The sequence below is a fragment of the Flectobacillus major DSM 103 genome (assembly GCF_000427405.1).
GTDB lineage: Bacteria > Bacteroidota > Bacteroidia > Cytophagales > Spirosomataceae > Flectobacillus > Flectobacillus major.
This window is the reverse complement of record NZ_KE386491.1, coordinates 1,946,975-1,967,193: the sequence shown is the minus strand read 5'-3', so window position 1 is coordinate 1,967,193 and position 20,219 is coordinate 1,946,975. Positions and strand designations below refer to the sequence as shown.

General features: G+C 38.7%; 17 protein-coding genes and 7 tRNA genes. 11 read left to right on the top strand and 13 right to left on the bottom strand.

The genetic code is table 11. The features are described 5' to 3' along the window. Positions 1–25: 25 nt before the first annotated feature. On the top strand, positions 26–1,069 hold the full coding sequence (locus FLEMA_RS0110150) for a patatin-like phospholipase family protein (protein WP_044171210.1): 1,044 nt from the start codon (positions 26–28) through the stop codon (positions 1,067–1,069). Between the two features lie 21 nt (positions 1,070–1,090). Here FLEMA_RS0110150 and FLEMA_RS0110145 read toward each other — a convergent pair. Next, positions 1,091–1,174: transfer RNA gene (locus FLEMA_RS0110145), tRNA-Leu, on the bottom strand. A 142-nt stretch (positions 1,175–1,316) separates the two neighbouring features. On the opposite strand from FLEMA_RS0110145, the gene FLEMA_RS0110140 reads away from it, so the two are divergent. Continuing rightward, positions 1,317–1,709, top strand: a complete 393-nt coding sequence (locus FLEMA_RS0110140) for a DUF3127 domain-containing protein (RefSeq protein WP_026995373.1) — start codon at positions 1,317–1,319, stop codon at positions 1,707–1,709. Between the two features lie 171 nt (positions 1,710–1,880). Here FLEMA_RS0110140 and FLEMA_RS0110135 read toward each other — a convergent pair whose 3' ends face one another. The 4 genes from FLEMA_RS0110135 to FLEMA_RS68140 form a co-directional block, all read right to left on the bottom strand. Beyond that, a complete protein-coding gene (locus tag FLEMA_RS0110135) occupies positions 1,881–3,209 on the bottom strand; it encodes an ABC1 kinase family protein (RefSeq protein WP_026995372.1) in 1,329 nt (442 codons plus the stop codon). A gap of 36 nt (positions 3,210–3,245) precedes the next feature. Next, a complete protein-coding gene (locus FLEMA_RS0110130) occupies positions 3,246–3,878 on the bottom strand; it encodes a TetR/AcrR family transcriptional regulator (RefSeq protein ID WP_026995371.1) in 633 nt (210 codons plus the stop codon). A gap of 171 nt (positions 3,879–4,049) precedes the next feature. Continuing rightward, entirely contained in the window at positions 4,050–5,333 is a 1,284-nt protein-coding gene (locus tag FLEMA_RS68145; protein ID WP_052354056.1) for a M43 family zinc metalloprotease, read from the bottom strand. Continuing rightward, positions 5,330–6,328, bottom strand: coding sequence for a PhoH family protein (locus FLEMA_RS68140; RefSeq protein ID WP_044171208.1), 999 nt, complete (start codon positions 6,326–6,328; stop codon positions 5,330–5,332). The genes FLEMA_RS68145 and FLEMA_RS68140 overlap by 4 nt, the downstream gene beginning before the upstream one ends. Positions 6,329–6,522: 194 nt before the next feature. On the opposite strand from FLEMA_RS68140, the gene dnaB reads away from it, so the two are divergent. Then, the gene (gene dnaB / locus FLEMA_RS0110115; RefSeq protein WP_026995370.1) at positions 6,523–8,130 is read left to right on the top strand and encodes a replicative DNA helicase; all 1,608 of its coding nucleotides are present in this window, start codon (positions 6,523–6,525) and stop codon (positions 8,128–8,130) included. Positions 8,131–8,429: 299 nt separating this feature from the next. Here the strand turns inward: dnaB and rlmD are convergent, their stop codons facing one another. Next, positions 8,430–9,848: a 23S rRNA (uracil(1939)-C(5))-methyltransferase RlmD gene (gene rlmD / locus FLEMA_RS0110110; protein ID WP_026995369.1), complete on the bottom strand. Its 1,419-nt coding sequence runs from the start codon at positions 9,846–9,848 to the stop codon at positions 8,430–8,432. 273 nt (positions 9,849–10,121) lie between these two features. Between rlmD and FLEMA_RS0110105 the strand changes: the two genes are divergently transcribed. Continuing rightward, positions 10,122–10,934, top strand: a complete 813-nt coding sequence (locus FLEMA_RS0110105) for an SDR family oxidoreductase (protein WP_026995368.1) — start codon at positions 10,122–10,124, stop codon at positions 10,932–10,934. Between the two features lie 55 nt (positions 10,935–10,989). On the opposite strand, the gene FLEMA_RS76790 is transcribed toward FLEMA_RS0110105, so the two are convergent. Beyond that, on the bottom strand, positions 10,990–11,433 hold the full coding sequence (locus tag FLEMA_RS76790; RefSeq protein WP_144080076.1) for a hypothetical protein: 444 nt from the start codon (positions 11,431–11,433) through the stop codon (positions 10,990–10,992). 382 nt (positions 11,434–11,815) lie between these two features. Here FLEMA_RS76790 and FLEMA_RS0110095 point away from each other — a divergent pair. The 6 genes from FLEMA_RS0110095 to FLEMA_RS0110070 all read left to right on the top strand — a co-directional run bounded on the left by FLEMA_RS0110095 (position 11,816) and on the right by FLEMA_RS0110070 (position 12,716). After that, a tRNA-Lys gene (locus tag FLEMA_RS0110095) sits at positions 11,816–11,888 on the top strand. A 109-nt stretch (positions 11,889–11,997) separates the two neighbouring features. Beyond that, positions 11,998–12,070 (top strand) — tRNA-Lys (locus FLEMA_RS0110090). Between the two features lie 89 nt (positions 12,071–12,159). Next, a tRNA-Lys gene (locus FLEMA_RS0110085) sits at positions 12,160–12,232 on the top strand. Between the two features lie 90 nt (positions 12,233–12,322). After that, a tRNA-Lys gene (locus FLEMA_RS0110080) sits at positions 12,323–12,395 on the top strand. Between the two features lie 90 nt (positions 12,396–12,485). Beyond that, a tRNA-Lys gene (locus FLEMA_RS0110075) sits at positions 12,486–12,558 on the top strand. Positions 12,559–12,643: 85 nt separating this feature from the next. Beyond that, positions 12,644–12,716, top strand: a tRNA-Lys gene (locus FLEMA_RS0110070). 249 nt (positions 12,717–12,965) lie between these two features. Here the strand turns inward: FLEMA_RS0110070 and FLEMA_RS0110060 are convergent. The 6 genes from FLEMA_RS0110060 to FLEMA_RS0110035 form a co-directional block, all read right to left on the bottom strand. Then, positions 12,966–14,132, bottom strand: a complete 1,167-nt coding sequence (locus FLEMA_RS0110060; protein ID WP_218918529.1) for an MFS transporter — start codon at positions 14,130–14,132, stop codon at positions 12,966–12,968. A gap of 108 nt (positions 14,133–14,240) precedes the next feature. Next, positions 14,241–15,362, bottom strand: a complete 1,122-nt coding sequence (locus FLEMA_RS0110055; RefSeq protein ID WP_026995365.1) for an alkene reductase — start codon at positions 15,360–15,362, stop codon at positions 14,241–14,243. 12 nt (positions 15,363–15,374) lie between these two features. Next, positions 15,375–16,343: an aldo/keto reductase gene (locus tag FLEMA_RS0110050; RefSeq protein ID WP_026995364.1), complete on the bottom strand. Its 969-nt coding sequence runs from the start codon at positions 16,341–16,343 to the stop codon at positions 15,375–15,377. 14 nt (positions 16,344–16,357) lie between these two features. Continuing rightward, positions 16,358–17,470, bottom strand: a complete 1,113-nt coding sequence (locus FLEMA_RS0110045; RefSeq protein WP_026995363.1) for an alkene reductase — start codon at positions 17,468–17,470, stop codon at positions 16,358–16,360. Between the two features lie 234 nt (positions 17,471–17,704). Continuing rightward, positions 17,705–18,724 (bottom strand): DNA polymerase III subunit delta, encoded by a 1,020-nt coding sequence (gene holA / locus FLEMA_RS0110040; RefSeq protein WP_026995362.1) that lies wholly within the window; start codon positions 18,722–18,724, stop codon positions 17,705–17,707. Positions 18,725–18,818: 94 nt separating this feature from the next. Beyond that, entirely contained in the window at positions 18,819–19,421 is a 603-nt protein-coding gene (locus tag FLEMA_RS0110035) for an acyl carrier protein phosphodiesterase (RefSeq protein ID WP_026995361.1), read from the bottom strand. 186 nt (positions 19,422–19,607) lie between these two features. Here FLEMA_RS0110035 and FLEMA_RS0110030 point away from each other — a divergent pair, with 186 nt between their 5' ends. Beyond that, positions 19,608–20,120, top strand: coding sequence for an FKBP-type peptidyl-prolyl cis-trans isomerase (locus FLEMA_RS0110030; protein WP_026995360.1), 513 nt, complete (start codon positions 19,608–19,610; stop codon positions 20,118–20,120). The last annotated feature ends 99 nt before the right edge of the window (positions 20,121–20,219 follow it).

The following is a 20,219-nucleotide window of genomic DNA, read 5'->3' as shown; positions in this document are numbered from 1 at the left end:
TTTATATTTTCTAAAATTTCAAACGATGAAAAAGATTCTTACTATTGATGGTGGTGGTACAAGAGGTATCATTCCTGCAACAATCTTAAGTGCTATAGAAGAACATACAGGAATACCGATCCGAGAACAGTTTGACCTCATTGCTGGAACATCCACAGGTGGCATTATTGCCATAGGATTAGCTATGGGTATTGCAGCGAAAGACATTGAAGAACTTTACCTTAAAAAATCTAAAGCTATTTTTGCAGATAACAATATCGATAATTTTAAAGACTTTGGAAAGACTTTTGGAGCAGATTATTCGCAAAATAATCTCAAGAAGATTTTAAAAAAGCTATTTAAAAACGCAACATTAGGCGATATAGACCAATGGGCAAAGTCACAAGCCAAAGATTTTGCTTTGATGGTTCCGTCATTTGATTTAGCCCCCGAAAACTTTGACGTAGCTACTGTCGACCTCAATTACCGCCCAAAGGTTTTCAGTTCAATAAATCCATTGGATACCGCATATTATTTGTACGATATAGGTTGTGCTACTTCGGCAGGGCCTACGTACTTCCCTATTTATATATCAGAGAATCTGCCAGGAGCTTATATCGACGGAGGGGTTGCTATTAACCATCCTGCTATTTCGGCATTAGCTCTTGCTGTCAATAAATCGATAGAAAATGGTATTCGGAAAGGATTAGGCTGGGACATCGACAGCATCAAGATTTTGTCGTTAGGTACAGGTACATCCAACATGAATAAGTTTCACAAAGAAAAATTGGGTGATGGCGATTGGGGAAATTACCAATGGATAAAATACTTGCCCGATTTGTTAGTAGAATCTAATATGCAAGCCTCGGAGTATTATGTAAAAAACCTATTGCCGAACTCTGAGCTTAATTATTTTCGTATTCAACATAATCTACGGGCTATTTCTGACGATAAAGTGATAGCCCTCGACAATAAAGATGATAAGGTAATTCAACAAATGAGAGCATTGGCTATATCAAGATTTAGGAGTGAAAAAATGAAAATACTGGCTTTTTTGGATGTAGCCACCAACAACAAAAAGGCGTTTTGAAAATACATTCAAAACGCCTTGTGACGATGAGGAGACTCGAACTCCTACAGGATTACTCCCACTACCACCTCAAAGTAGCGTGTCTACCAATTCCACCACATCGCCCTTTTAGGTGGTGCAAAAGTATTAAGATAAAATGGAATTGCAAAATACTTTTTATACCTTTCGGAAATAAAAAATCAACATTTTTTTTAAGTATTTGAAAATCAGAAATTAACTTCGCATTACAATTATAAACTTTTTTTAAATGGCATTAGAATTAGAAGGTACTTTGATTAAAGTATTACCAGAACAGACAGGAAGCAGTAAGAATGGTCAATGGGTAAAACAAGATTTCGTGATTGAAACGCAAGAGCAATATCCAAAAAAAGCTTGTTTTTCAGCTTGGGGCGACCGTGCAAATGATTTAAAACAATTTGCTTTAGGAGATAAATTAAAATTAACTTTTAGTGTAGAGTCTCGTGAATACAACGAACGTTGGTACACAGATTTGCGTGCATATCGTATTGAATTGGCTTCGGAAGGCGGAGCGGCTTCGTATCAAGCTCCTGCTGCACCATCGGCGGTACGTCCTGCTGCTGGGCCATCTACGGCATCGTTGCCATCATTTAGTGAAGATGACCAGGACTTACCTTTCTAAAGACAGGTGGTATTATAAACAATGAGTCATTCCAAATTTTTAAATCAAAAAGGCGGTCGAAATTAGTTTTTCGACCGCCTTTTGCATGTTAAATGTCAGTATGACACATCTTTAGCTACAAAGTATCTTCAAAAATAATCACTTATTCACTAAATTTGGGATAACTCATGTTTATACATCTTGTAGCTTTTTAGAACGTAACCATTCGGGTTTAGTTACTGTAATTTTGGCTCGAAGCTCATTCAATAAAGAATAAAGCCCAAAATAGGTTCGGTTGATATACAAACCGTGTTGCGAACCTCTGGCTACTTTCGAGTTTCGGAGTTCTTCTAAATGTTGAAGTTTTTCGGCAAAAACATATACTTGCTCAAAATAAGCGTCGTCCGAGAAATCAAACAGTTCTTCACCAAAAGGTTTTCCTAATAAAAAAATCATTTCTTTGAACAATTCTGTAAAGAATTTAGCTTCTTCGGCCGAATCTTGCGGTACAATAAACTCTAAGGTATTAAAGATTTTGCTGATTTTGTCATTATCTTCGAGCGTATCAAAATTAATAAGAGCAAAATAATTTTCGTAAAAAACCTCAGGAATCACTTTAATACAACCAAAGTCGATAATACCTAATGTACCGTCTTGTTGTAACAAAAAGTTGCCTGGGTGTGGGTCGGCGTGTACTTGCTTGAGGGTATGTATTTGGTAATCATAAAAATCCCAAAGGGCTTGTCCGATACGGTTTCTTACCTCTTGGCTAGGGTTTGTTTCCAAAAACTCCTTCATGTGCAAGCCGTCGAGCCAGTCCATCGTTAAGATTTTATCGGATGAAAATTCGGGATAATACGACGGGAAAAAGATGTCTTTGATATGAGCACAAGCCTCCGAGATTTCTACCGAGCGTTGAAGTTCTAAACGGTAATTAGTTTCTTCCAAAAGGCGTTCTTGTACCTCGCCCATGTACCGTTCAACGTCTTTGTCATTTAAGCCAAACATCGCAATAGCAATAGGTTTTACCATTTTGAGGTCGGCACTAATACTATCCGAAACACCAGGGTATTGAATCTTGACGGCTAGCTTTTTGCCATTGAGGCTTGCTTTGTGTACTTGTCCAATAGAGGCCGCATTGCTAGCATTCATTTCAAAGTTATCAAAAATCTCGGAAGGAGATTTGCCCAAGTTTTTTTTGAAAGTTTTGATAACCAATGGCCCAGAAAGTGGAGGGGCTGAATATTGAGACATCGCAAATTTTTCGCGGTAAGCCCTAGGCAATAAGCCTTTGTCCATACTGAGCATTTGCGTAACCTTCAAGGCCGAACCTTTTAATTCGCTCAACGATGAATAAATATCTTCAGCGTTCTCTTGGTGTAGCTGCTCTTTGGTGGTACTTGGGTCAATCATTTTTTTAACATTATGTTTCAAATAATTGCCTCCAATTTTAACACCTGTTTTGACAAACTGTGTAGCTCGTGCCACTTTTGAGGTGGGAATCGAATTTTGTTCTTTCATATTATAGCATATTCGTTGCAAAACAACGAACTATTTTTAGCGATTTTGATATAAAAATTTGGCAAAATCAAGGACCGAATCAAGAGCAGAACTGGCCATGAGGTCGAATGAGGTATTTACGGCCTTTTCAATCATGGCATCGGTTTGTTCAAAGCCTTTAGATTTGTCTTTTACCCAAAAGTCGAGTACCATCAATAACTGAAGCCAAAAAGCATCGGGATAACGTTCGTCCAAGTATTTGCGAGGTTGTACTTCACGGCTTTCTTTGCCTTCCATGACCAAATCACGTGAATACTCTTTGAAAGCATTTTTGAGGTCAACCAAAAACGTAGGTGTTTTGAGTTTACGTTTGTCGATTAAACGCCATGTTTGAGAAGCATAACTTCGGTTTTGTTTTAGTACCTCAATCCATGTATAATAAAATGCCAAAAGTTTTTCTCTTACACTATAAGTGGCATAAACAGGCTCTGCTTCTATTTTTTGAATAGTTTCTTTAAAGAAATCCAACCAAATACTACTTTCTAGTAATTCAAAAGAATTATAATAATCGTAGAATTCAGATTCTTTTATTTTGAGTTTTTTGGTAAACGAATACACTGATTGAGGCTGTGTCCCATTTTCCAAAAAGTATTCCATATAAGCCTGCTTTATTTTATCTGCTTTTTCCATAAAATTATGTTGTTTAATCAGATAACACATTGTAAAAAAACAATGTTTTACTGAATGCTGTTTTTTTGAGAAAACGACATAAATATTTAATTATTAACCAACGGTAAAGGTAATAGGCAAACCCTAGAATAACCAATAATCTGGCTGATTGTCTGTGGTTTAGCTGCTGTTTTAGCGGCTAATCAACATTTTTTGAGTGGCGGTTTGTTGGGGTGTTGATACCTTCACAAAATACAGGCCATTGGACCAATAGGTTGTTTTGATAACAAAGTAGGTTGAACTTTGGTTGTTGTGTGTTTCTTCCCAAACAAGTACCCCCGCCAGATTATAAATTTGTACCGTAATATTTTGGCTACCTTCTAGCAATACCTTTATATTGGCATTGTTTTGAACAGGGTTGGGTTCTATACTTACCTGAAGGGTATTGCTTTCGGGTAAGTGAATAGCATTGTTGATTAGGCTTTTTCGTCGGTAGCTAAGTTCTAAGGCTGCACGAGTTCTATTTTTTTGGTCGTTGGTAAACAGATTCATACAGGCATCGGGTGAATAGTCCATATAATTTTGAATTTGGTTGCTTACCGTAATACCATTGCAGGTAGACGTAAGAGGATTACAATTGGTTTCTAAATTGAGCTTTTCGATAGTAGGGGTATCATCACAATAATCGTTGCCACAACTTGTATCGCCATTGGGGTGTAGTAAGCCTAGCCAGTGGCCTATTTCGTGTGTGGTAGTTCGGCCAAGGTTATAAACTTGCGAAATATTACCACAACAACGCCCAAAATACCGATAGTCGATAATAACCCCATCAAAAATTTGCTGAGTAGACAAGTCGGAGGCATTAGGATTGAGCCCTTCCAAGAAGCTATCATACGGAAAGCCCGAATAGCCAATGGCTCGACCATTGGAACGAGTTACATAGATATTTAGGTATTTGAGCGGATTCCAAGTGGATATTTGAGCCAAAGTGGTATTCTCTGCAATAAAATCGAAGCTCTGATGGTTGACATAGTGGCGAGTAATACCTTTGGTTGTCTGGCCTTGGGCTAGTGAATCGGCCAAGTAAAACTCCAGTTGCATATCGGCACCTACTGGATTGGTATTATAACCAGCAGTACCCGATTTGCGGCGATAGTCGTCATTTAGAGCTTCGATTTGAGACGCAATTTGTTCGTCCGAAATATTATTATTGTTGCTGCCCCCAATAGTTCCAGAGCTATTGTTATGAACAATATGCACCACAACAGGAATCCGAATGGTAGAAAAAGCCATTATTCTCAGTTGGCTGGTGGTTTGGGAAAATTGCTTTATTTGGCTTTCAAACTGTGATTTACGGCTTTGCCAATTAGCAATTTTGGTAGCTTGCAAAGAATCGTATAAAACAACACCACATTTGTTTTGAGCAAATGTGGTGTATGTAACCAAAAAGATGAATGTTAAAGTGATAAATCTCATCTGTGATTAAAAGAGCTTGTTGTTTTGTGTTCTGCTTTTTCGGCATCAGCCTTGTCGTAAGCCATAATAATATCACGTACCAAGCGGTGACGAACAACATCTTTACCGTCGAGTTCGATAAACGAAATACCTTTGATACCCTGCAAAATTTTGCTGGCTTCTACCAACCCCGACTTTACTTTTGTTGGTAAATCTATTTGTGACTTATCGCCCGTGATAATTACTTTCGAGTTGATACCCATACGAGTCAAAAACATTTTCATTTGCATTGGCGTAGTGTTTTGGGCTTCGTCAAGCAAAATAAAGGCGTTGTTGAGGGTACGGCCACGCATATAGGCCAGCGGAGCGATTTCTATGACACGGTTTTCGATAAAGAATTTAAGCTTTTCGGGCTGAATCATATCGTCGAGAGCATCGTAAATAGGGCGAAGATAAGGGTCAATTTTTTCTTTCAAATCCCCGGGCAAAAAACCTAAGTTTTCACCTGCTTCTACGGCTGGGCGAGTAATAATGATTTTTTTGACTTCTTTATTTTTGAGGGCTTTTACAGCCAAAGCTACGGCAGTGTAGGTTTTACCAGTACCAGCGGGGCCAATCGCAAAAACAATATCGTTATTGTTGGCGGCTTCTACCAGTTTTTTCTGGTTTGGCGATTTTACCCGAATCACAACCCCTTTTGTACCGTACAATAACACATCCTCTTCTTCTTTTAAATGAACTTGGGGTTCTTCTGTTGGATTTTTATCAAGAGTAACGTATGTTTTTACCTGTTCGGTAGTAATTTTACCATACTTTTGATAGTGAACAACAAGAGCATCTAAAATTTCGTTAATTTTAACTATCTCAGGAATTGACCCACGAATAGTTATTTCGTTTCCCCTCGAAATAATTTTACTTTGAGGAAAGGCTTTAGCAACTTCTTTGATGTTGCTGTTCTCCACGCCGAGAAATCCTACTAACTCAACGTCTTCTAAGGTGATTACTTTTTCTGTCAAATCTAAGAATGAATAAAGGTTTTTTAGGAAATAAAAAATATTGAATACTAAACTAACAAAAATAACGGTAGTTTGTGTTCTATTCTTACAACATAAATACTAAGTTTTTTTTAATGGCTGTAAATCAAATCATTAGGAGGTGTAGGCGTTTTTTGTTTTCGGAAATCTGAGAAAATATTTGTAAAATTGTACTAATGGAACAGTCTAATAGAAATAATACCTTCAAAAAGCCCTCAAATTTTGCTGGGGGAAGAATCTCTGCAACCAATCGTTGGCTGGATACAGGATTAGGAAAAATCCCTCCTCAGGCCCTCGACTTGGAGGAGGCGGTGCTGGGTGCTTTGATGATAGAAAAGGATGCACTGACTGCAGTTGTTGATATTTTAAAAACAGATTCATTTTATAAAGAGGCTCACCAAAGAATATATGGTGCTATCACACAATTATTTGCAGCATCAGAACCTATCGACTTATTGACAGTTACCAATCAGCTAAGAATGAATGGCGAATTGGAAATGGCTGGTGGGGTGTCGTATTTGGCCGAATTAACCCAAAGGGTCAACTCGGCAGCCAATATCGAGTTTCATGCTAGGATTGTAGTGGAACATTCGTTGAAAAGACAATTGATTACGGTTTCTTCAGAAATCCAGAAAATGGCCTACGAAGATACCACCGATGTATTCCAGTTGTTGGACAAGGTTGAGCAAGAACTTTTTAGAATTTCGGAGGCTAATATCCGTAAAAACTATGCTGATATGTCGCAAATTATGCGAACGGCGTTGTTGGAATTAGAAATGAAAAAAAATCAGAAAGACGGCCTTACAGGTGTACCTACTGGTTTTAGTGCTTTAGATAGAATTACGTCGGGTTTTCAAAAAACCGAACTTGTGATTATTGCAGCTCGTCCGGGTATGGGTAAAACAGCCCTCATTTTGTCGGCTTGTCGTAATGCTGCTGTCGATTTTGGACAAGCTGTGGCTATTTTCTCGCTAGAGATGTCGTCGGTACAGTTAGTAAATCGTCTTATTTCGTCTGAGGCCGAACTCGAATCTGAAAAGCTTAGAAAAGGTAATCTTGCCCCTCACGAATGGGCTCAGCTTCATGCCAAAATTGGTAAACTTACCAACGCCCCTATATTTATTGACGATACGCCAGCCCTTTCTATCTTGGAACTTCGTGCCAAGGCTCGTCGTTTGAAGGCTCAGCACGATATTCAAATGATCGTGATTGATTACCTCCAATTGATGTCAGGCGAGTCGGGCGGAAAAGGGGGAGGAAACCGTGAACAAGAAATTGCCAATATTTCACGTTCATTAAAACAACTTGCCAAAGAATTAGATGTACCTGTGATTGCCCTATCGCAGTTGAGCCGTGCCGTAGAAACCCGTGGAGGAGACAAAAAACCACAACTTTCCGATTTGAGGGAGTCGGGGTCTATTGAGCAAGATGCCGATATGGTAATGTTTATTTATCGTCCAGAATATTACGGTATAACTCAAGACGAAAATGGAAATTCGATTGCTGGGGTAGGGGAATTAATTATTGCTAAAAACCGTGCGGGGTCATTAGATACCGTTCAGCTTCGCTTTATCGGTAAGTATACCAAATACTGCGACCTCGACGCTACAGACTACTCGGGCTTTGCTGGAAGCGATAATTTACAATCGTTTGCTGCTGTCAACGATTCATTGGCGGCGTTTGAAGGTGGTGCCAGAACTGTAGGTAGTAAAATGAATAACCTTCCGTCGAATGGCAATATGCCATTTGGTGCAACACCTCCTAATCAGGATGTCCCATTTTAGATATATATGCTATAAACATGAGTCATCCCGAATTTTGGGTAATATTAAAAGAGATTAGATTATCTCTTTGTGTTTGTTGATATTCATCAGGTAGCCAAGTGAACATTGAAGAGGCTTATCAATTGCTCAAATGATAGGGATTGAGAAGCTATTCACGCAAAAGGCGTTCGAAAAACTAATTTCGAACGCCTTTTGCATGTTAAATTTCAAAGCATTGCATCTCTACGGGTGAAAATCATATTCAAAATAATCACCATTCACTAAATTAGGGATGACTTATGTTGGTATATCAAGAAACCTTAATTGTTTCGTTTTACCAATTTTACCACATTCTCAACATGGTGGGTTTGTGGGAACATATCTACAGGTTGTACCGCTGTAACTTGGTATTTGAGGTCGAGTAAAGCCAAGTCACGAGCTTGAGTTGCTGGATTGCAGCTTACATATACAATCGTATGAGGCTCGGCATTGAGTAGCGTTTGAACCACAGGCTCGTCCATACCTGCACGAGGAGGGTCGGTGATTACTACATCAGGGCGACCTTTCTGGTTAATAAATTCGTTGTCGAGCAACTTACGCATATCGCCTGCATAAAATTCTGTATTGCTAATGCCATTAATTTGGGAATTGACTTTGGCATCTTCGACGGCCATTTCTACATACTCTAAACCAATTACTTTTTTGGCTTGTCGAGCTACAAAGTTGGCAATGGTACCAGTACCTGTGTACAAGTCATACACAAATTCTTCGCCAGTTAGGCCAGCATATTCACGCGTAATTTTGTATAATTCAAAAGCCTGCTTAGAGTTGGTTTGGTAAAAAGATTTTGGCCCAACCCTAAACTTTAAGCCCTCCATTTCTTCGGTAATATAAGGAAGCCCCTTAAAATTAACCACCTCCAAATCAAAAAATGTATCGTTTCCTTTGGTATTGATAATATAATTGAGAGAAGTGATTTCTGGGAAATTTTCGGCCAAGAAATTCATGACCAAGTCGATTTGTTCTTCGGTACAATAGGCAAACTGCACAATAACCATCAAGTCGCCCGAAGAAGCATTTCTAATAATGAGGTTTCTTAAAGCTCCTTTTTCTTGTTTTACTTGCTCGTAGTAGTCAATATTGTGTTTTTGAGCTAGCTCGTGCAAGGCCGTTCTAATTTTGTTAGAAGGGTCTGGCTGTAAATAACAGTGGTCTACCTGTAAAATCTTATCATATCTTTTGGGTACGTGAAAGCCAAGTGCGTTTCTCGAAAACTCCTTGCCAGAATTAATTTCTTCAATCGTTAACCAACGGTTTTGCGAAAAAGTAAATTCTAATTTGTTACGATAATAAAATGTTTCGCTAGAGCCAAGAATTGGCAAAATAGGAGGTAAGTCTACCTTGGCAATTCTTTCGAGTGAATCAGTAACCTGTTTGGTTTTAAAGGCCAATTGGGTTGCATAATCAATATGTTGCCACTTACAGCCACCACAAGTACCAAAGTGCGAGCAAATAGTATTAGTTCTAAAAGTAGAATTAGGCTTTATATTAAAGGCCGTAGCTTCATAAAAGCTTTTCTTTGATTTGGTTACTCTCAAATCGGCAGTGTCGCCGGGAGCTACAGGACCGTCTATAAATATTACTTTATCGTCTATTCGGCTAATACACTTAGCTTCTGAGGCAAAATCCTCGACAAGTACATTTTCAAAAATGATATTTTCTTTATTCTTCTTTTTCATAAGGATGCAAAATTACAAAAAAGCTTAACACGTACTACCTTTTGGCTCGACATAGTTGGGCATTCTTAGAAATAAACCTAGAATGTTAAACCCGAAGTCAAGAGTTAGGCCAAGATTTGACAACATGGATACTACGATTATGATAGAATCTCGGTGATAGGTAAAATCAAGTGAGTTGTATATTGTACAAAGTCGGTACGAATTCGTTATTTTCTGAATTTATCCATAATTTTGGGAAACTTAAAATATAGATATTATATAGAAGTAAAACTTATGAAGGATAAAGTTATTATCATTACAGGTGCTTCTTCTGGAATTGGCAAAGCAATGGCCTTTGCATTTGGACAAGAAGGTGGAAAAATTGTTATTACAGGACGAAAAGCGGATGCTTTGGAGCAGGCCAGTCAAGAGCTAAGTGCAGCGGGTATTGATAACCTAGCCTTGGTTGCTGATGTTAGTGTGGAGGAAGATAATAAAAAGGTGGTTGAAAAAACGGTTGCTCATTTTGGCAAAATAGATGTTTTGATTAATAATGCAGGAATTAGTATGAGATCGATGTTTGAATCGTGCGATACCGATGTTATTAAGAAGGTAATGGATATTAATTTTTATGGTACGGTGTACGCTACCAAATATGCTTTGCCTTATATCAAAGCAAGCAAAGGGTCGATTGTTGGTATTTCGTCGATTGCGGGCTATCGAGGGCTACCAGTAAGAATTGGTTATTCGGCTTCAAAATTTGCTATGAATGGCTTTTTAGAATCATTACGAACAGAACTCCTGCACGAGGGTGTTCATGTACTTACAGCTTGCCCAGGATTTACGGCTTCCAATATCAGGGTAGCCTCTTTGGGTGGCGATGGCAATACCAAAGGAGAAACCATGCGTGATGAATCGGGTATGATGTTGGCCGAAGAGGTAGCTCAACGTATTCTCAAAGCAGTAAAAACAAGAAAAAGAGAACTTATTATGACTTCGCAAGGCAAATTAACTGTATTTTTGAATAAATGGCTTCCTAGCCTTACCGACAAGTTGGTATATAATACATTGGCCAAAGAGAAGGATTCGCCTTTGAAGAAAAAATAAAAAAAGAGGTTGTCTTTGTAAGATAACCTCTTTTTTATTTATACAACTTATGGATTTATTCTACCATCCAAATGTCACTTTGTTTTACATACAAAAGTTTATCATTCCAGAATACTCTTCTCCAAATATCTTCTCCGCCAATAATATTGAGTCGATGCCCTTTGTTGATAGACACCTCTACGCCAGAGGCAGCTGAAGGCTCGGTACGTAACAAAACTCCATCCGAATTGATAATGCCTTGGTGGTACTTGTCGGGAAGATTTAAGAGCGTTGCTATCCCAATAAGGTAAATAGCCAAAATGACTTTTTGAGAGAATGGTGTATATTGATTTTTATATTTTTTAATAAAAAGTACAACGAAAATATAAATAGCAATAACCAACATCAACCCAATCAGAAAGCCTGAGTACTGCTTATAGAGTAAAATCAGGAAGTTGAAGTCGTTCATTTCGTAACCTTTCAGTTCATATTTTTGAGCAATATCACTGAGTTTTGCCAAAATTTTCTCATTGGGTTTTATTTCATAAGCCTTATTGAGGTAATAAAGAGAGCGTAAATAGTCTCCTTTTTTCTCATTAATGTTGGCTAATTTTAAAAAAATTATGTGAGACGGTTTTTCTATTTTGGGTAATTCTCGCTCAAAAATGACTTCTGAAGCAGAAAAATTTTGAATTTTGTAAAGTGAATCCGCCTTTTTAAGTGAGTAGGTATCACTCAGACACTTAGAAAGTTGCGGTAAACAAAACAAAAAAACGAAAAAAAATATAACTTTTTTTAGATGGAGTGCTTGCATTATGTTTCTATAAATAGTAGTTTTGCACCGCAATTAAGGAAAACAAAGCGGGAATACAAAAATAGTAAAACGCAGCCTTAAACGCAACGATTCCGTAGCTCAGCTGGTAGAGCAATACACTTTTAATGTATGGGTCCTGGGTTCGAATCCCAGCGGGATCACAAAAGTATCTAACGATACAAATAGATTAGAATAGCGAAAGTGATAAAAGAGTTTAGGTTCATTTGTCTTCATAATTCCAATCGCAAAGAAAATAATAGCATAGGTTAAGATTCCGTAGCTCAGCTGGTAGAGCAATACACTTTTAATGTATGGGTCCTGGGTTCGAATCCCAGCGGGATCACAAAAAAGGTTGTCGGCTTTAGGGTTGATAAACAGTAGCAGAAATAAGGCGTTATTTTTGTGGGATATAAGATTATTAGAGTAGGTTAAGATTCCGTAGCTCAGCTGGTAGAGCAATACACTTTTAATGTATGGGTCCTGGGTTCGAATCCCAGCGGGATCACAAAAAAGGTTGTCGACTTTTAGGGTTGATAAATAGTAGCAGAAATAAGGCGTTATTTTTGTGGGATACAAGATTATTAGAGTAGGTTAAGATTCCGTAGCTCAGCTGGTAGAGCAATACACTTTTAATGTATGGGTCCTGGGTTCGAATCCCAGCGGGATCACAAAAAAAGGTTATCGACTTTAGGGTTGACAAACAGTAGCAGAAATAAGGCGTTATTTTTGTGAGATACAAGATTATTAGAGTAGGTTAAGATTCCGTAGCTCAGCTGGTAGAGCAATACACTTTTAATGTATGGGTCCTGGGTTCGAATCCCAGCGGGATCACGAAGATTGCCAGTGGCAAATTTTCCCTTCGGTTCCAGCGTGAACCACTTTATATATAGTGAAAAGGCAATATGCCTAATCACACGATTCCGTAGCTCAGCTGGTAGAGCAATACACTTTTAATGTATGGGTCCTGGGTTCGAATCCCAGCGGGATCACAAAATAAAAGGCATCAAAATCAATGATTTTGATGCCTTTTGCTTTTATATATCCTACAATAATTACACGGAAAGTTGTTTTTATATTTGCCAACTAATAAGAAAATACGACATAGTGGAAGCTATTACATATTCTCAATAACCTTGAAAATCTATTAATCTAAAAAAACTGGTAACCTGAAGGGTTTTATTAGCAGACGGATTAGTAGATTCGGCTGCTAATAAAAAAGACATTAACCTTATAGAGCGTTATGTTTTGATCAGTTTGGGAGAATTATATTTCAGAAAGAAACTTGTACAAATGGCTAATCCTATCAGAGTCATTCCTACACCAACAAGCGAAGGATAATTATAGGAGTATCCATATTCTAAAGGAATTCCTCCCAAAAAAGCTCCCGCCGAATTAGCTATGTTAAAAGCTGCTTGCATAAATGCAGCTCCCATCATTTCAGAACCAGGAGAGGCTTTCATCATCATAATATTGACAGGGGCGGCCGTTGACATTGACAACCCTCCACAGACAAATGTGAGAAATAATGCAGGGATTTTATAGGAGGAGAACAAGAATACACAGGTTAAAGCAATCATCATTGCAAATAATAGCCAAGCTGTTGTTTTGGTTGCACCCATATTATCGGCAAGAAAACCTCCTATGAGATTACCAACTACCATACCACTACCCGCCAATACCATGATATAGGCCATTGTTTGAGGTGAGAACCCTGCTACGATGGTCATCAATGGTGTGATATAGCTGAACCACGCAAATAGTCCGCCAAAGCCAATAGAGGCTAATAAGAATACATACCAGAATTGCCCATTTTTAAGAAACCGTAGTTCTTCTTGGATACTAGCTTTTTGCTGACTTTTGATATTGGGTAGCCACCAATATAGCGATAACAAAGTAATTAATCCTATCAATGTTACGATAATAAAATACCACCGCCAGCCAAATGTATGTCCAACAAAGGTTACTAAAGGAACCATAGCCAAATTAGCTATGGTTAGTCCCGAAAACATCAATGAAATATACCTTGCCTCTTTCCCTTTTCCTGCTAGCTGCGAGGCTACGACTGTTCCGACTCCAAAAAAAGCTCCATGAGGTAACCCCGACAAAAACCTTGCTATCATCATATTGGTATAGTTGGATGTAATAGCTGAAAGCCCATTAAACAGGGTGAAAAGTATCATTAATGCCAATAATACTTTTTTGGGGGGATATTTGACCGAATAGCCAATAAGTAAAGGAGCCCCAACTACTACGCCCAAAGCATAGGCCGAAATAAAATGTCCTGCTTCTGGAATAGTGACGTTCATAGAGCGAGCAATGTCGGGTAAAAGTCCCATGATTGAAAACTCGGTAGTGCCTATTCCTAAACCACCTATTGCTAATGGTAATACTCGTTTGTCTATCATTATACTATTTTATCAATGTTGCTGAATGTTGTACTCGTTTGGTATTTGTTGAAAAAATCTAAATTTTATAGAAGAACAATCCAATAGCGATTCATTAAGAGTATGATATTACAAGTTTACACTTTCAACTTGTGCTTCGCTGTAGGTTTTCCAATCAATATAGCCTTCCATAGTGAGGCCATAATGGAGTTCCCTTTTGGGCGGCGTAAACGGCCAACGGTTTTGTAGGCGTTCAACCAAATCAGGATTAGCAATAAAATCTTCTCCAAAAGCAGCAATATCAATAAGCCCTTGGTTGATGAGGCTTTCGGATTTTTCTCTGGTCATACCACCAGCAAGAATAATAATGCCATTGTACCAACTACGAAAACGCTCTAAAAAGCCGTCGGGTAAAGCAAAACTGCCTCGTGATTTTTGGTCCATAAGGTGAATATAGGCAATTTTTCTTTCCGAAAGATTTTTCGCCAAATATTGATAAGTCTTCTCGATTTCGTCATAATGAGGCAGTTCGTGCAATCCACCATAGGGTGTTAAGCGAATGGCAACTTTATCAGCTCCAATGGCATCAATACAAGCATCAATCGTTTCTAATAAAAATCGGCAACGATTTTCGAGTGTTCCTCCATATTCATCTGACCTATTATTGATATACGGGTTTAAAAACTGTTCGATTAAATAACCATTGGCTCCGTGTAATTCTATGCCATCAAAACCAGCCTTTATGGCATTTTGGGCCGCATTCGCAAAATCTAGGCTAACAGCTTTTACTTCTTTTGTTGTCAAAGCACGGGGTTTTGAGCAAGTAACAAAACCTTCTTTCCCATTTTCGTCATACCCCCAAGCAGTAGAGTTTGCCGCCTGAATATCTGAAGCCCCAACGGGAGGTTGTTGGTTGGGTTGAATAGAAATATGAGAAACCCTCCCTACATGCCAAAGTTGGGTAAATATGCGTGTTCCTTGTTGGTGTACGGCATTGGTTACTTTGGCCCAGCCCTCTACTTGTGCTTGTTGGTATAAGCCAGGAATATGGAGTACTCCTTTCGATGTCTCAGAAATAGCTGTACCCTCTGTAATAATCAGGCCTGCTCCAGTGCGTTGAGCATAATATAAGGCATTACTGGCGTTTGGGATACCGTTGGCATTGCGGGCTCTTGTCATGGGAGCCATAGCAATACGATTTTTGATAGAAAAAGAACCCCAGTTAGCAGGTTCAAACATATTGATAGCCATAATGATGGTTGATTAAATGTATTGAGCTATGAGCTTGATGTCGTCTTGGGTAAGTGTTATTTGTAAAGCTTCTGCATTATGAGCAGCCTGTTGACCGTTTCTTGCTCCTCCCAATACGGTGGTAATACCGGGTTGGGAGATTGTCCATGCTAACACCAATTGAGCGACGCTACAATTTTTGGCAGAGGCCAAATCTTGTAATACTGTTAGAAGTAAGGTAAGTTGAGGTATATCAAACTGTTGGAAATACCCATTACGGTGGTCTTGGCTGCTCAACCCTTGTGGATTGTTGAGGTATTTGCCTGTAAGTAAGCCACGTTCTAGTGGGCTATAAGCAATAATACCAATGTTATTTTGTACCGAGAATGGGACTAAATCCTGCTCGATAGCTCGGTGTAACATGCTGTACCAAACCTGATTAGAGTGTATTTGGGTTGTTTGTAGAGCTTCCTGTACTTGTTCTGTGCTGTAATTAGATACTCCGAAGGCTCTTATTTTTCCTTGTTCTTGAAGTAACAGCATTGCTTCTATTGTTTCAGCAATAGGCGTACCAGCATCTGGCCAATGTAACTGAATAAGGTCGATATAATCTGTTTGAAGTCGTTGTAGGCTATTCTCTACTTCTCTGACAACATTTTCTTTTTTACCATTTTTATAAATAGGAATATTTTTTCCGTCCGACTGAATCTCGAAGGCTGGTGTTCCTTTAACGTCGTCTTCCCAAACCAAGCCAAATTTGGTCAAAATCTCTACTTTCGAGCGGTCATATTTTTTGATGGCTTTCCCCACCATTTTTTCGCTTAATCCAAAACCATAAAATGGAGCGGTATCTATAGAGGTAATACCATTTTCGATGGCTGTTTGTATTGCTTCGATAGAATCTTGTTGTTGGTTGCCTCCCCACATCAATCCGCCAATAGCAAATGTGCCAAGGGTAAGTGGTGAAACATGGATAGGACTTGTACCTAAGGGTCTTTTCATGATAATGTTGATGATTAAAGTTGTTTGTTTTCAGCAAAAGGATAATCGGTATAGCCTTCGGCACCTCCCCCAAAGAATTTTTCACGGATGGGTTCGTTGAGTGGCAAGCCATATTGAAGGCGGTAAGGCAAATCGGGGTTGGCTATAAATGGACGACCAAACCCGATTAAATCTGCCCAGCCACTTTGTAGAGCTTCTTCAGCTCGTTGTACGGTATATTTTCCAGAGTAAATCAATGCTCCCTTAAAAGTCTTGCGATAGGCTGCCTTAAAGTCGACGGCCATTTCGGGGGCATTGTCCCAATCGGCTTCGGCAATATGGATATAAGCAACACCAATTTCGTTGAGTATTTTGGCGGCGGCAATATAGGTTTCTTCAGGCGTGTCGTCGATTGCACCCATTAATGTAGTAAGTGGAGCTTGACGTACGCCTACTTTGTTGGCTCCGATGGCATCTGCAACGGCAGTAGTAACTTCTTTCAGAAATCGTAAACGTCCTTCCAACGAGCCACCGTATTCGTCGGTACGCTTATTGGTTTGTGAATCTATAAATTGCTCTATCAGATAACCATTGGCTCCGTGGAGTTCTACGCCATCAAAGCCTGCTTCTATGGCATTGCGAGCAGCCTGTACAAAATCCTGAATAATTTGATGAATTTCTGGAATTGAGAGAGAGCGAGGCATCGAATGTTGTACCATTTCGCCTTGCCCACTACTAGCTTCTTGCCCGTTTTTGGCCAAAAATACCTTTACGCCTTCTGCCAGAATAGCTGATGGGGCAACAGGGCTATTTCCGTTTTCTTGTAAAGAAGTATGTGAAACTCTACCCACATGCCAAAGTTGTACAAATATTTTTCCTCCTTTGGCATGTACAGCCTGAGTTACTTTTTTCCAGCCTTCAATTTGTGCTTGTGTATAAATTCCGGGTGTCCAAGCATAGCCTCTTCCCTGAGTACTAATGGGTGTGCCTTCTGTAATAATAAGACCAGCCGAAGCCCTTTGTGCATAGTATTCTGCCATTAACGCAGTTGGTACTTCTCCCTTTGCCGCTCTTGAGCGGGTCATGGGTGGCATAACTATTTTATTTTTTAGATAGTTATGTTCTAGTTGAAAAGATTCAAATAACATATTCATATAGTTTGTTTTAACTGATACAAAGGTCTTACTTAAACTTGTATTATAAAAATAGTTTAAATGATAGATAAGTATCAGTAAAATAATAGAATATTGCTGGGCAAAAGTTAATGCTGTTAGATAAATCAGACTATATCATTGAAATTGAGAGGCGATGGCAAAAAAAAACCACCTTATGAAAGATGGCTATTCTGACGAAACTGTCGGAGGATACAAGATCTAGGTATTTTAATGCAAGATTTTGAAAGTAAGCTCTTTTAGTTTTTCGCTATCGGGGCTCGAAACGGAGTCGATACCTTTGGCTTGTAATTCTATTTCCTTGATTTCATGAATGATTTGTACCACTTTGGGTAAACTATAATGACGAAGCGTTTGGATGTAGTCTTTGACAAAAAAGGGATTAACACCCAAAACCGCAGCCAGATTTTTTTCGGATTTGTCGCTAGTGGTATAGGCTAATAGGACTTTGCTAAAAAAGTTGAATAGCAGCAGAATAATAGGAGCTAAAGGGTTGTCTTTGGGATTAGAGGCAAAAAAATTGACAATCTGATTAGCCTTCAATACATCTTTCTGGATTAGGGATTTTTGAAATTCAAAATAATTATATTCTTTGCTAATACCCACAAATCGTTCGACAACACTGGCATTGATTTCTTCGTTGACTTTAAGATTAATAATAATCTTATCGATTTCAGAAGCAATACGTTTTAAATCGTTTCCTACGTTTTCCAAAATCATTTGTACAGCCTTTGGGCTAATCTTTACGCCCGACTCATGACAATAGTCGATAATCCAGTCTGGAATCTTATTGTCGTACATTTTTTTGGAACTCATCAAAATACCCTGTTGGTCAAAAGCTTTCACCCAAGTGCGTCGTTCGTCAACGCTATCTTTAAAGGCAAGCACCAATACAGTAGAAGGAAGAGGGTTTTTGGCATAAGCTTCTAGGGCTGCTTGCATCTCTTTTTGTTCTATACCCTGTATTCCTTGAGCTTCTTTTACCAAAATCAATTGTCGTTCTGACATCATCGGAAAGCGTTTGGCATACGAAAGCAAGCTTGGTACGGTCAAATCCTTACCATATAATATATATTGATTAAAACTGCGGTCGGCTACAGGCAAAGCGTTTTCTTCAATAAAGTCAGTAACTTTATCAATAAAGAAAGGTTCATCGCCATGAAGAAGGTAAAGCGGTGCGAAATGTTTTTTTTTTAATTCTTTTAAAACGTCTTGTACTAATTTGGGCATTATCGGAATCTGTTAAAGGTATTCTTTGATAAAACAACCTAAAATTAAGCATGATTATTGACAGAAAAGCGAATCAGGCTTGTTTTTTAAGAACTCAAAAAGAAGGCTGTTCTAAAAAGCGGACGCTATGTGCTTGTACTTCAGGAAAGAAAGCCATAAAGTCTTCTTCAAAACGATGATAGTCGGCCACCAAATCGTCGGTAGCATTTTCTATACCCGAAACAAACTTGAGGCGAGAAGCAATACCCCGCAATGCCCACGATAAGCCTTCCAAGGTAGCGTAATTACTCAGCCAGTCACGAGTAGTCATAGATACCACCATGCGGTCGAGTGCCGCTGGAATATCATCGCTGCGTCGAGCCAAAAGCTCATAGAATTGCTGACTAAATTGTGTAAGAGGAATATCTGAAAATTGATGAAAGTTTTTGGCCAAAATATGGTCGTAGTACATATCCACAATAATGCCCGAAAACTTATGGTATTTGGATTTGAGCCTTTCGGTACTTTTGCGTACAGTCGGATGAGCGTCGGTATAGGAGTCGATTTGTCGGTGCAGAGCAATACCAGTCAAGACTCTTTTGTTATAAGGACTTTTTTCGAGTTTACTCAAATGCCCTTTGACATAATCGCCTAGGAAGTTGCCAATGATAATGTCTTCATCTTGACCCGACAAGTAAATATGTGATAAGTAATTCAACTTTTTATAGAAATTTGATGTTGTCTCTCCATAAAGTTAAGGAAAAAACCTTACGTTTGTAAAAAAATGGACAAACTATATGAGAGATGTCTGTTTGAAGTTACTTAGAGTTATAGTCGACAACTTCTCTGGGTAGGTTATCCTGTTTTGTGTCAAGTTGTCGACAGATAAAACATATTTAAGATAATGCAAATTTCAAATGCAAAAGTTGTGTCATTGACTTATGAGTTGACAGTGACTGATAAAAATGGTGAAAAAGAGTTAGTAGAAACGGTAGAACAAGATGAGCCGATGGTCTTTATCCACGGAATGAGTGGTTTGCCTGAAGCTTTTGAAGATAATATCGCTGGTCTTCAAGAAGGAGATAGCTTTGAATTTGCTGTACCCGCAGAAGAAGGTTATGGCGAATACGACCATGATGCAGTAGTAGCATTGCCAAAGGAAATTTTCAAAGTAGATGGCGAAGTGGTAGACGAAATGCTTGAAGTGGGCAATTTCTTGCCTATGACCGATGACCGAGGTAATAGACTACAGGGTAAAATTTTGGAAGTAACAGACGAAATTGTTCGTATGGATTTTAACCACCCATTAGCCGACAAAGAGATGTTCTTTAAAGGAACTATCTTGAAAGTAAGAGAAGCTACTGTGTCTGAATTAGAACATGGTCATGTTCATGGCGATGGTGGTGTACATCATTAATAATTGATATTTAACATAAAAAAGGCGTTCGGAAAACTAATTTCGAACGCCTTTTTTATGTTCAACATCAAAGCATTGCATCACTACTGGTGAAAATTA

Bases quoted from the DNA above. Each gene is read 5' to 3' on its own strand.
- FLEMA_RS0110055 (WP_026995365.1), bottom strand. From the start codon at position 15,362: ATGGCTATCAATATGTTTGAACCTGCTAACTGGGGTTCTTTTTCTATC.
- FLEMA_RS0110045 (WP_026995363.1), bottom strand. From the start codon at position 17,470: ATGTTATTTGAATCTTTTCAACTAGAACATAACTATCTAAAAAATAAA.
- FLEMA_RS0110140 (WP_026995373.1), top strand. From the start codon at position 1,317: ATGGCATTAGAATTAGAAGGTACTTTGATTAAAGTATTACCAGAACAG.
- dnaB (WP_026995370.1), top strand. From the start codon at position 6,523: ATGGAACAGTCTAATAGAAATAATACCTTCAAAAAGCCCTCAAATTTT.
- holA (WP_026995362.1), bottom strand. From the start codon at position 18,724: ATGCCCAAATTAGTACAAGACGTTTTAAAAGAATTAAAAAAAAAACAT.
- rlmD (WP_026995369.1), bottom strand. From the start codon at position 9,848: ATGAAAAAGAAGAATAAAGAAAATATCATTTTTGAAAATGTACTTGTC.
- FLEMA_RS0110130 (WP_026995371.1), bottom strand. From the start codon at position 3,878: ATGGAAAAAGCAGATAAAATAAAGCAGGCTTATATGGAATACTTTTTG.
- FLEMA_RS0110050 (WP_026995364.1), bottom strand. From the start codon at position 16,343: ATGAAAAGACCCTTAGGTACAAGTCCTATCCATGTTTCACCACTTACC.
- FLEMA_RS0110150 (WP_044171210.1), top strand. From the start codon at position 26: ATGAAAAAGATTCTTACTATTGATGGTGGTGGTACAAGAGGTATCATT.
- FLEMA_RS0110135 (WP_026995372.1), bottom strand. From the start codon at position 3,209: ATGAAAGAACAAAATTCGATTCCCACCTCAAAAGTGGCACGAGCTACA.
- FLEMA_RS0110105 (WP_026995368.1), top strand. From the start codon at position 10,122: ATGAAGGATAAAGTTATTATCATTACAGGTGCTTCTTCTGGAATTGGC.
- FLEMA_RS0110060 (WP_218918529.1), bottom strand. From the start codon at position 14,132: ATGATAGACAAACGAGTATTACCATTAGCAATAGGTGGTTTAGGAATA.
- FLEMA_RS0110030 (WP_026995360.1), top strand. From the start codon at position 19,608: ATGCAAATTTCAAATGCAAAAGTTGTGTCATTGACTTATGAGTTGACA.
- FLEMA_RS68145 (WP_052354056.1), bottom strand. From the start codon at position 5,333: ATGAGATTTATCACTTTAACATTCATCTTTTTGGTTACATACACCACA.